Source organism: Pedobacter miscanthi (assembly GCF_003315595.1).
GTDB lineage: Bacteria > Bacteroidota > Bacteroidia > Sphingobacteriales > Sphingobacteriaceae > Pedobacter > Pedobacter miscanthi.
Genome location: NZ_QNQU01000030.1, coordinates 42,271 through 55,243 on the forward strand (window position 1 = coordinate 42,271; position 12,973 = coordinate 55,243).

Consider the following 12,973-nt stretch of genomic DNA (forward strand, 5'->3'; position numbering starts at 1 on the left):
TGTATGTTTTGTTTTATTTTACGAACTGAATATAGCTAAAATTATATCCTCCCGCAGCTGCCAGTACTTTAATTTTTTGTTTACCTGCTTTTAAAGTAATGTTTTTGATTTCGAATGGCAAAAACTTTTTCCCATCACCGGTATTAGGCACGGCAACATCTTTAGCCACTTCTTTACCATCAATAAAAACGGAGATCTTTCCGTCAGCATGATCGGCTGCAGCATTAACTTTGAGTGTATAAACACCTTTTTGTGCAACATTTAAGGTATACTGTAACCACTCTCCTTTTTCGATATGGTTTACATAATACTTTTCGTACTGGGTAGAATCTTTTGCAATATCTACTCCATCATTACGGTAAATCCTGCCATGGTTTCCTGCCGATCTTTTCCCTGTTGAAGTATGATAATCAGCTGTATCGGTATCAAAATAAGCAAAACCATTTCTACCCAAATCGTAATCAACGGCATAGACAATGCTTTTATCTTTTATTACATTGGCTTTAAAAGGTTTGGTTTCGTTGCTAAAAGGCTGGCGGATCATCGCATCGATTACATCACGGTGGATAATGGTATTCTCCAGTTTCGAATAAATGGCCAGCTCCATTAAACCGCTGTAAACATTACTGTCTTTTGGTTTATTGCCACCATTATTCATGTATCTTACCAGGGCATCGTAATTTGGGTTTGATTTAATTTCCATCGGATTATTGAAACCGATCTTTTTTAAAGGCCACCAGGACCAACCGATGTTATTCTTTTCTAAGAGGTGAATGGCATCAGTAAACCATGTGTTAGAGTTTTCGCCGGTTTCGCCCAGCCAAACCGGAACATTTTGCTCATCGCGGGCTTTTAAGATATGAGCAATTGAGTTTTGGTCGTTATAATTCCAGTATTTATGGTAACTCAATACCATATTTTTATCCCAAACCGGGAAAATACCATTATAATTATTGCCCCAGCCATTACCTTCTATGATGATGATGTGTTTCTGATCAACCTCACGGATGGCTTTGGTAATCTCGACCATTAATTTCCTCAATGGGGCATTTGTTTTTTCTTTTGTTCCGTTTTTATCTTCCGTTGGATTCTCGAAACCATAGTTTGGTTCATTTAAAATGTCGTAAGCACCGATATAAGGCTCGTTTTTATAACGTTCGGCCAGTTTTTTCCAAAGTGCAATTGTTTTTGCCTGGTTAGCTTCGCTATCCCAGAGGTACGGTTTTGATGGATCGCGGTCGGCAATATTTACATCATTTCCCTGTCCGCCCGGTGCAGCATGTAAATCTAAAATCAGGTACATTTTATTGGCTTTACACCATGCCAACAGGCTATCGGTTAAGGCAAAACCTTTTTCAAGCCAGGTATTTTGGCCTGCAACCGGTTCTTTATCAACCGGCAGGGTATATAAATTATAATGCATGGGCAAACGGATGGAGTTAAAACCCCAGCGTTTCATCGAATCCACATCTACCTTACGGGTGTGGTTGGCCAGCCATGCATCGTAAAATTCCTGGGTCTGTTTTGGCCCCATTAATTCTTCTATACGTTCGCGGATCCTGTATTGTTGCGATTCTTTATTGATTTTAAGCATGTAGCCTTCCTGTAACATCCAGCCACCTAAACCAATGCCACGCAGCAGCACATTTTCGCCTTTCTCATTTACTATTTTTTTACCGTCGGCTTTTAAAAAACCCTGACTAAAGCCTGTAAATGAAATGAGAGAGAGCAGAAAAACATATAAAGTTGATTTTGTAAAAGTCATAAAAAATAAGCTTAGGTTTTAGATAATTACCAGGTATAAGTAGCTACTGATCCTTTATCGAGCGCAGCAACAAGTGTTTTACCATTAATACTGATGTTAAATTCGGCAGCATTTTTTCCGCTGTTGGCCACAATTAAAACATGTTTTCCTTCAGGTGTTTTAAATGCTACGTTTGGCAGGTCGGTTAAATCGTTTGAAGCGATACGCACCGAACCTGGGCGCACAAACTTAGAGGCATGTGCAATAGAAAAAAAGGCAAGGTTCCGGCTGTAATGGTCTTTATCAATAGTTACTGCTCCCTGGCACATCGGGCAGCCTCCCCTATCGGTATAAGGTTTATTTTCAGGATCGGCAGCCAGGTTCCATTCGAGTACTGTTTTGCTCCAGTTGCGCGTTGCACCGATAATTAGACGTCTAACCGGATTTACAATATTAATACCGGACGAGTTTGGCTGTTCTACCACCATCTGCTCCGAAAAGTAGATGTTTTTATCAGGGTGGGCATTGTGTACATCGCTCAAAGCATCAATTTTACCACCATAGAGGTGAAAAGCAGATCCATCGATATACTTTTTAGCATGTGGATCATCTAAAATGGTGATCGGATAATCGGGCCTGTCGGCATTATGATCGTATATGATAATTTTGGTTTTGAGATTTGCTTTCTCAAAAGCCGGCCCCAGGAATTTCTTTATAAAAAGCGCCTGATCTGGTGCAACCATCAGCAAACTAGGGTTATTACCCGGATGCAAAGGTTCGTTCTGAACGGTAATCGCATCAATTTGGATACCCTGCTTTTGCATTTCCTGTACATAGCGTACCAGATACTTTGCATAAACTTCGTAGTACTCAGGTTTCAACATCCCTCCACGGGCATCGTAAGTGGTTTTCATCCATAAGGGAGGAGACCATGGCGAGCCCATAATTTTTATTTTTGGGTTTATCGCAAGGATCTCCTTCATTACCGGAATCACATCCATTTTATCGGGGCCCAAATCAAATTTTGCCTGCGTTAAATCGGTTTGTCCTTCGGGAAGGTCGTTGTAAGAAAATACTTTTTCGTTTAGGTCTGATGCACCGATACTGAGGCGGATATAACTTACCCCAATGTTATTTCCATCGGTAGCAAATAATTCTTTTAATAATGCCGCTCTTGCCGATGCCGACATTTTAACAATATGCTGTGCACTGCCGCCTGTTAGGGCATAACCAAATCCATCGATACTCTGGAAAGTTTCCTTTTCATTGATCGTAATGGTTGGTTGATTGTTTTTTACAGTTGAAAATTTTAAGCCTGTAGCCTGTTTGGTAAATAAAGCAGTGCGATCGGCTTTGGTTAACCAAACATCAGCCTGATTTTGTGCAATGGCAGAAAATGACGAGCAGCTGAGCAGGCAGGCAGCTAAAAGTTGAAAGGTTTTTGTAGATGGCATAGAAAAAATATGGTTCGGATTAAAAAAACAGGAAGAAAGGTTTTAACTTTCTCCCTGTTGACAATTAAACTTTAAGCGTATTTAGATGGTGAGCATTTTATTTGGTTCCACCCCACTCTTTACTCTGAAGAAGTTTGGTGTTGTTTAACTCTGCCTGTGGAATCGGCAAAGTTTCGTTTTTATTTGCCTGAAACCCTTTAAAAGCCAGTTTACTTGGTGCAAGTCCCCATCTCACTAAATCAAACCATCTTTGTCCTTCTGCCACCAGTTCCAGGCGTCTCTCTTTCATGATATTATCCATAGTTACTTCAACAGGGTTTAAGCCTACACGGGCCCTTACTGCGTTGAAGAAAATATAAGCCCTGCTACCGACACCAACTGCTGCACCACTTTTTAATAATGCTTCGGCTTCCATCAAGTATGTATCAGCCAAACGAATTTCATACATATTCTGGCCAAAGTTTAACTCTAACTGGCCAACAGCTGCTTTGGTAGAAACCCTACCTGCATATTTCTCAACAAAATAACCGGTATTATCATTGGCATGTTTATAGGTTACAATGCCTGCCTTTTCCAAACTATCTAAATTAGCAACAGTAGGTTTGTTACGCGGATCGTAGTGGATTAAATCAAATAATTCTTTGGTTATTGGCATAACGCTCCAACCCGAAACATAGTCTGGCGCTTTTGCAGCTATAACTGGCACATAATTACGTGGCCCTACCAAAATACCCATCACATTACCCTCTCGGCTACCAACATTACTCCAGCCCATGTTTGAGGTGGTATTATAGCTGAGTTCTAAGATAGATTCTGAATTGAATTTGTTTTTCCAGTTCCACAAATCAGCAAAGTTTGTTAACAATTTATATCCATAAGTACTTGCTCCCGGTGCAGTACCATTAACCATTGCAAACTCAGCTGCAGCAGGTCCCCATTTTTGCTCCCACAGATAAACCTTACCTAAAACGGCATGAACTGCACCTTGATTTAAGCGTCCCGCATCAGCAGTAGGGATAGTTACAGGAAGAGCAGATAACGATTCTGTTAAATCTGTCTCTATCTGTTTATAAATATCTGCCGGGGCTACCTGTGTAACATCGAACATAGCAGAAGGCTCTATCTGCGTTAATATTAATGGTATATTCTTGAAGATACGTACAAGATCAAAATAAAAGATAGCACGCAATGCTTTAGCTTCGGCGATGTACCTTGCCTTGGTAGCAGCATCCATATTGATCCCTTCTATTTTTTTCAATAAAACGTTTGCACGGTAAATGCCGGTGAAGCCTTTACTCCACAGGTAACTTGGCGCACCTGACAATGAGTTAACCGTATAATTATTCATTGCCTGCATATCTCCCAAATCTGATGGAGAATCAGCACCCGCATAGTGATCATCTGATGCAGAACTAAATAAATTAAGTTTTGTTAGGTATCCACTAGACTGGTTACCCAATTGATCGTAAACAGCTACCAAACCAGTAAAAGCCTGCTGTTGTGTTTGATAATAACTTGTCTCCAGAATACGTTCACGAGGATTTACATCCAACTGTTTTTGACAAGAAACTATTAGTTGAGAAGCAGTTAAAAGGGCTGCAATAGCTAAAATATTCTTTTTCATTTTAATTTTTTTTAGAATCCAACATTTAAACCTACCATAAACGAACGGGCCTGCGGATAAATACCCCTATCTACACCCAGTACAGTTCCACCGATTTCAGGATCGTAACCTGTATATTTTGTAATTGTCCAAAGGTTTTCACTCATCAGGTATACCCGAACTTTCTGTGCGCCAATTTTTTTAGTAACATTAAGCGGAAGATTATAACCTATTTGAAGGGTTTTTAAGCGGAAGTAATCTCCTTTTTCCAAATAATTTTTAGAGAATTTGGTATAGTTTCCGTTAAGATCCTTATCTGCAACGCGGGGAATATCGGTTGCCGTGTTTGAAGGTGTCCATCTATCAAGAATTGTTTTTTGCCAGTTTCCATAAGTCACATCCAAACGTCTTAATCCCTGGAAGATCATATTTCCGCCTACACCGTTTCCGAAGGCAACAAAATCAAAGTTTTTATATGCCAGATTAATAGTAATACCGTAGGTATATTTTGGAAGCGGACTACCTAAATAAGTGCGGTCGCTTGCATTGATGGTTTCATTTCCATCTAAGTTGGCAAATTTAACATCTCCAGGTTTTGCAGAAGGTTGAAGTACTGTACCACCTGGCCCTTTATAAGCATTAACTTCTGCCTGCGACTGGAAAATACCGATCGCTTCATATCCATAAAACTCATTAAATGAACGTCCAAGTCCGGTGCGGGTAAAGTTACCCATGCCCTGAAAGCTCTGTGCGTTATCTTCAATAAATTCTCTTCCAGGCAATAACTTGGTTATTTTATTTTTCAGGGTCGAGATATTGGCATTAACACCTAAACTAAGTTCTCCGATTTTCTTTCTGTAACCCACCTCGAATTCGATACCTGTGTTCTGCATATCGCCAACATTTTCTGCGGCACCACCGGCTGCACCTAAATAAAGTGGGATAGAAGGTGTTTGCAATACCCCAATGGTTTTCTTTTTGAAGTAAGAAGCACTAATCGTGATATCCTTAAATAAGGTAGCATCTAAACCAATGTCTGTTTGATGTGTTTCTTCCCATTTCAGATCAGGATTGGATAAAGCAGCCGGACTCCATCCGATAGTGCTTACATCTGTAGTGCCAAAAGTATAATTACGTCCGCTATTAACCAATGATACATAACTGAAATCACCAATTGCGTCGTTTCCGGTAATACCGTAACTACCACGTAATTTTAAGAAATTAACGATCTTGTTTTCTTTCCAGAAACCTTCTTTTGAAGGTACCCAACCTACTGAAGCTGAAGGGAAGTAACCAAACCTGTTGTTTGTACCAAAACGTGAAGAACCATCACGACGGATAATACCCGTAAATAGATATTTTTCATCATAATCGTAAGTTACACGTGTAAACAAAGAGTTAACAACATGCAAAGTGGCATCACTACCATCGCCCTGAATATCGGCTGTGGCCGGTTTATAATTTAAATTACCCTGATAAAAATCCTGTGCAATTACGTTGTTAAACCTTACATTTAAACCCTTGTTATTGTTATCCATGTAGTAACCCTGACCCAAAATAGCGTATGCATGGTGTTTACCAAAACTTTTTGAATAGCTAATGGTGTTTTCCCAGTTATAATTTAAGGTCATGTTCATCTCACGATAAAAATTTGCCTTGGTATTAGTGTTTGACGGACTTAACCAGAATAACGGGGTATAAGATTCAGAACCATAAAAAGCGATTTTCGTTCCTAGTGATGATCTGAATTTTAAATCCTTAATAGGTTCAATTTCTAGGAAAGCATTACCAACAATGTTGTGGTCCCAACCATAGTTACCCAATCTGGTTTGAATATAAGCCAATGGGTTACTCATTTCCTGACCAACGGGTCCCGAAATACCATAAGGAAAACCGGTTCCCGGATCTCTTATAATATTTGCAATGGTATAAGGTGATTTGCCCAGTGCAGTTGGATCGGTTTGAATAACCGGGGTAATCGGATCTAAATGGATTGCTGAACTTAGCGGACCACCAAATTCGCTATTGGTATTACCTAAAGAGCTGTTAACCGAATGGCTATAGCCTAAATTTTCTCCAAAGCTTATCCATTTTGCGGGTTTAAATGTAGAATTGATACGGATATTGGCACGATTAAAATTAGAAATCGGTGTGGCTACAATACCTTGCTGATCGATATAACCAAAAGAAGTGTAAAAGGTAGATTTATCTGTTCCACCTGAAACACTGAACTCGTGTGTTTGCCTGCGGGCATCGTCATTAAAAACAACTGATTGCCAATCGGTACCCTCTCCGTAAGATGATGGATTTGCATACGGAAGTGTAAAAGTTCCATCAGTAGCTGCATTATAGCTATTTGTATATGCTTCATTTCTTATCGTTGCATATTCACTTGCGTTTAGCAGTTTTAGCTTTTTAGCTGGCGCCTGCGTACCGTAAAATCCATTGTAATTTATAGATAACCTTCCTTCTTTACCTTTCTTGGTTGAAATAATAATTACCCCGTTAGCCGCTCTGGCACCATAAATTGCCTGTGAAGCCGCATCTTTTAAAACCTCAATAGATTCGATGTCTGATTGATTTAAATAACCAATACCACCATTATCTACAATTACACCATCAACAACCCAAAGCGGATCGTTATTACCTGATGATGCAAAAGAGGTAAAACCCCTCACTCTCACTGTTGATGCAGACCCTGGTTGACCGTTGCCAGAAGCAATGGTTAAACCTGAAGTTCTACCCTGCAGGGCTTGCTCCACCCTGTTGATAGGCATAGATTCCAGATCTTTTGCTTTAACACTGGAAATTGATCCTGTTACAAGCGCTTTTTTCTGCGTACCATAACCTACCACAACCACTTCGGTTAAATCTTTTGAATCGGCTTTTAGCGAAACATTAATACGGCCTCCTGCTGGAACAGTTACCGTTTGGGTTGCCATCCCGATCAGGGTGATGGTTAATTTGCCACCTACCGGAGCCTGAATAACGAAAACACCATTTGCATCTGTTGATGCTGCTTTGGTTGTTCCGTCAAGCTTTACTGTTACGCCAGGTAAAGGATCACCATTTTGTTCTGTTACTTTTCCTGTTACGGGAATATCCTGTGCCAATAAGGCCATCGGAAATACCAGGAAACAGAACATGAAGAATACGAGTGTAAATCTTCCTCTCATAGAATTTAGTTTTAAGTTAATATTTGGTTAGTTAACACCATAGGCTTTGGGGGCCCATTTATAAAATCCAAATCTATAGAGGCGCAAAACAATCGCACAATTTAACGATACTACACAAACCATACATTAGCCCTCATTTGAAGAAAAAAGGCTTAATACAGACCTACATAAGCCCTACACCGAACGCATAAACACACTGATAAACAGATAATTAAATTATAGCAGCACAAATTGTTACAATTGTAACAAAAACATTGAATTAAGGGGTCTTTTGACGGGCTATTTCGATCAGAAATTCATACAAATTTGTTTCCGGTTTGAGCTGTAACTTCTTTCTCAGGCGATAACGGCCTACCTCAATGGCTTTAATGGTAACATTCATCAGCTGCGCCATCTCTTTTGAAGAAAGATTCATAGATAAATAGGCGCAGAATTTTAAATCGTTCTGACTTAAATCAGGATAAAGATCTTTTAGTTTATTAAAGAATTCGGTATTTACATGGTTAAAGTGTACACTCATGTGATCCAGTTCCTGATCTTTCTTTTCTACATCCCGGATCAGCCGGATTAAATGCCTGAAACTCGGCGAACTTTCGCTGATATCGTGGTTTTTGATTACCGTAGAAATGACTTCCTTAATCTTGGCCAGCACTTTTCCGCGTTGTACCAGATGCATGGTCATGGTAGAAAGCTCTTTGTTTTTATAGTTTACGTCTGCTTCGAGTTTCTCATTCTGCAAACGCACAATTTCCTTTTCGTTACGGTCGAGTTCCAGCTGATGCAGGTAACTCATCCGCTCCTGCTCTTTAATATGTTTACGTTTTTGCCACCTGATGATCAGCCTGATCAATAAAATTATAACCAACAGATAAACAATCTTCATCCATACCGTATTGTACCAGGCGGGTAAAACCACAAAACTGTAACTCACCATGGCCGATTCGTTGCCTACATCTGTCCGTGCTTTTACATTAAAAGTATACTTCCCGGCAGGTAAGTTGGTGTAGTCTTTTTCACTTTTGGTACTCCATGCCGACCACTCGCGGTCGAAACCAACCAGCTGATAGCTGAACTTGATATTTTTATCGTGTTCGAACAAGGTAGATGCATATTCGAAGTGAATAGAGTTTAAACTGTTTGTATACTCCGGCAGGCTCTGCTCACTCTGCTTATCCTCTATTACCCCTTTTTTCACAAAATAACCACCAAAAACTACACTGTCTTTTTTCCCGAATATCCTGATCATCCCCAGTACCACATTTGGTTTGGTTATATTTTCGATATACTTTTCATAATTTACGTGATATGCCCCTTTATTGGCACCAATAAAGATATTTTTGCTATCAAATGCATAAATTGATTCGAAACCACCAACTACCTTACCATCAAGCTCTGGCAGGTAATATATAGTGAAAGGATTTCCTCCGGCAGGTTTTTTAAAATCGATTACACCAACTTTTTTATTGGTTACAAACCAGATGTTTCCTTCGTTATCTTCTTTCATATACTGGATTGATACATCATTTAATGCATCTCCAAGTAATTTTAAGCGGATAAACCTCTTTTTAGCGGCATCGAACTCATAAACCCCGTTAGTTGTAGCGATTACCACTCTATTTTTTATATGAAACACATAATTATAAAGTTTTGATGGCAAACCGTCCTTATCGGTGTACATGGTGGTGTGCAATATGCTTTTATGATCGGGCTTTAGCTCTATTTTATAAACCCCATGATAAGGGTGCGAAGCCCAGATATAATCCGGATTGTTGTTATCGGCTACAATAAAGCGCAAAGTTTCCCTCAATCCTTCAATTTTCCCTCCATTGGCAAAGGTTCCGCCATTATATACCAGTTTCTGCAAGCCCCAGTAAGTTCCGGCAATTACCTCGCTGCTGGGGTAAACATTATCAAGGCTTTGGTACATCCAGGTACCTGGTAAACTATAAAGCGGTTTGGCATTGTTATCCCGAACCAGATAAGTACCGTCCTCATGCGCCATCAATAACTGGTTATTAAATTCATCCAAACCCCACACCTGCCCTTTCGTATTTTTTACTTCTTCAAAATTAGCAGGGGCATAACTTAAATCGGGGTTGGTACTATTTAGGGTAGCTGTATATAAACCATTTGAGGTACCGATATAAATCGATTGGTTAAACTTTCTAAAAGCATAACTGGTAATCTGTTTATTGCGGTCGGGGAAGATATTTTTTACGGCACTGTTTATCGCCACATAGGCAATTCCATCATCCAAAGCCAGCCACATATTTTTATCCCGATCGAGCAAAATGCTTCTTACATTATTGTTCTGCAGGCCTTCCCGGTAATTGTATTTCTGCACCAGTTCGCCATGCCTGTTCATAATATACACACCGCCAGATGTGGTACCAACGCCGTATAAATTTTTGTTAATCTGATTTACAAAATATACCCTATCGTTAAAAAAAACCGGATCGAGTTTGGTTTTTAATGGAACTAACTTATTATTAACCATTAAATAGAATCCGTGTTTTAAGGTAGAAACCAATAAAGTGTCGCCCCCATAAGGCAGCACAGCGGTAACAGAAAAACGCTTTAAAATGGTATCGGTGCAAAAAGGTTTCCACATATCGTGGTCGAATACCATTAATCCAACTAATTGGTTCTGCGAGAAAACCTTATTATTGGCCATACCCATAAATTGCCAGGTGGTACTTAACTTATAACTTTTTACCACACCATCTTTATAATGGAGAATGGCATTAACCGACCTAAAGAATACTTCGTCGTTGATTACCGAGATATCCCACAGATCGGCCAGTTTGCGCAGGTTTTCGGGAATAAGATTTAATAAAGAAGTATACTTTAAAATGCCGTGCTCATTTGGATAAAAATAGCCGAATTCATCCTGTCCGCCTACGTAAATCCTGTTTTTAGAGTCGATGCCGATAGAACGTACCGAAGTATAATTGGGCAAACGGTAAAGGTTCCAGTACCTGCCGTTAAAGGTGAGCAGGCCTTCGTTGTTCCCGAAATATAAAATCCCATGTTTATCCTGTTTAACCTCCCAGTTCTGGATGCCGGCATTATACTGCTCGTTATTGTAATTCACAATCTGCGGAATACCCAACAAATCCTGAGCAGAAGCCTGATAGCCGATAAAGAGGGATAAAACAATAAGCAGGACTTTGTACATAAGGTTAGGGATGATTTGAACGCAATAATAAATATATAATTTTAATTCTGACAAACCTTGTTTGTTGGTTCATTGGTTCATTAGCCATTTGTTGATTGGTCATTAGTTCATTACAAACCGTCAATTGTAAGTTGTAAATTGGTTAACGTTTCATCCCCCTGCATATTTTTTTAAGCTATTGCATGTTTCATCCCCCTGCCCCCTTCAAAGGGGGACGGACTTATGGCGCGGTGAATACTTATATTATCTTATATGTCTTATATGGTGAAATTTTTGGACTCTAGCTTAGTGTGCCCAGCTTTTCATCATCCTGCATATTTTTTAAGCTATTGCATGTTTCATCCCCCTGCCCCCTTCAAAGGGGGACGAACTTATAGCGCGGTGAATACTGATATGATCTTATATGTCCTATATGGTGAAATTTTAGACTCTGGTGTAGTGTGCGCAGCTTTTCATCCCCCTGCATATTTTTTAAGCTATTGCATGTTTCATCCCCCTGCCCCCTTCGAAGGGGGACGGACTTATGGCGCGGTGAATACTGATATGATCTTATATGTCTTATATGGTTAATTTTTTGGACCCTGGTTTAGTGTGCGCAGCGTTTCATCACCCTGCATATTTTTTAAGCTATTGCATGTTTCATCCCCCTGCCCCCTTCAAAGGGGGACGGACTTATGGCGCGGTGAATACTGATATGATCTTATATGTCTTATATGGTTAATTTTTTGGACCCTGGTTTAGCTTGCGCAGCTTTTCATCATCCTGCTTGTTTTTTAAGCTATTGCATGTTTCATCCCCCTGCACCCTTCAAAGGAGGGGGACGGACTTATGGCGCGGTGAATACTGATATGATCTTATATGTCTTATATGGTTAATTTTTTGGACCCTGGTTTAGCTTGCGCAGCTTTTCATCATCCTGCTTGTTTTTTAAGCTATTGCATGTTTCATCCCCCTGCACCCTTCAAAGGAGGGGGACGGACTTATGGCGCGGTGAATACTGATATGATCTTATATGTTTTATATGGTGAAATTTTTGGACCCTGGTTTAGTGTGTGCAGCTTTTCATCACCTTGCATATTTTTTAAGCTATTGCATGTTTCATCCCCCTGCCCACCTTCAAAGGGGGACGACGTAATCTATTTCACTAAATGTGGCTCAACCGCTTTTCGCCAAATGGCGTAACCTTTGGCATTCATGTGCAGCATATCTTCTACAAAAAGCTCGGGCCTAAGTTTGCCTTCTTTAGTTAACATTAAGGAATACACATCAACAAAAGTGGTATTGGCTTCGCCAGCCAAAAACTTTTTAATCAATGCGTTAGAAGCCACTGCTTTCTCCTTAAATTTATCCCTGCTTGGGCTTGGTTTAATCGAAATATAAACAATGGGTACCGTTGGTAATTTTGCCCTGATGGCGTGGTATAAATTAATGGTGCGGTTTAATACCGTATCGGGCGTTACCGCATCATTCGGCAAATCGTTTTCGCCAACATATAGCACCAGTTGTTTCGGCTGGTAAGGAAAAACCACATCATTTAAATAATAGGTAATATCGTTAATTACCGCACCGCCAATACCACGGTTTAAAGCATTATATTTAGCGAAAATCTGCGTGCAATCATCCCATTTTCGGATAGAAGAGCTTCCTACAAACAACACCGGATGAACAGGTGGCTTATACATCTGATCGTACTTCTTGATGGTTTGCACATCATCCCAGAAATTGGGTTTCTTTTGCGCAAATGTACTTACCGTTAAAAAAGAGAGCAGGGAAAAAATTAGGAATGACTTTTTCATGTGAATAACTATTAAAGCGCAC

6 protein-coding genes are annotated in these 12,973 nt (G+C 39.9%); all 6 read right to left on the minus strand.

Annotated elements, in window-relative coordinates:
- Window positions 1–13 precede the first annotated feature (13 nt).
- Window positions 14–1,765: a cellulase family glycosylhydrolase gene (locus tag DRW42_RS25010; protein WP_113951607.1), complete on the minus strand. Its 1,752-nt coding sequence runs from the start codon at window positions 1,763–1,765 to the stop codon at window positions 14–16.
- A gap of 26 nt (window positions 1,766–1,791) precedes the next feature.
- Entirely contained in the window at window positions 1,792–3,198 is a 1,407-nt protein-coding gene (locus DRW42_RS25015) for a glycoside hydrolase family 30 protein (protein WP_113951608.1), read from the minus strand.
- A gap of 97 nt (window positions 3,199–3,295) precedes the next feature.
- A complete protein-coding gene (locus tag DRW42_RS25020) occupies window positions 3,296–4,822 on the minus strand; it encodes a RagB/SusD family nutrient uptake outer membrane protein (protein ID WP_113951609.1) in 1,527 nt (508 codons plus the stop codon).
- An 11-nt stretch (window positions 4,823–4,833) separates the two neighbouring features.
- Window positions 4,834–7,977: a SusC/RagA family TonB-linked outer membrane protein gene (locus DRW42_RS25025; RefSeq protein WP_113951610.1), complete on the minus strand. Its 3,144-nt coding sequence runs from the start codon at window positions 7,975–7,977 to the stop codon at window positions 4,834–4,836.
- 259 nt (window positions 7,978–8,236) lie between these two features.
- Complete coding sequence (locus tag DRW42_RS25030) at window positions 8,237–11,155, minus strand: ligand-binding sensor domain-containing protein (protein WP_113951611.1); 2,919 nt, start codon at window positions 11,153–11,155, stop codon at window positions 8,237–8,239.
- Between the two features lie 1,136 nt (window positions 11,156–12,291).
- Window positions 12,292–12,951 carry a GDSL-type esterase/lipase family protein gene (locus DRW42_RS25040; RefSeq protein ID WP_113951613.1) on the minus strand — a complete coding sequence of 220 codons (660 nt, stop codon included), beginning with the start codon at window positions 12,949–12,951 and terminating at the stop codon, window positions 12,292–12,294.
- Window positions 12,952–12,973 lie beyond the last annotated feature (22 nt).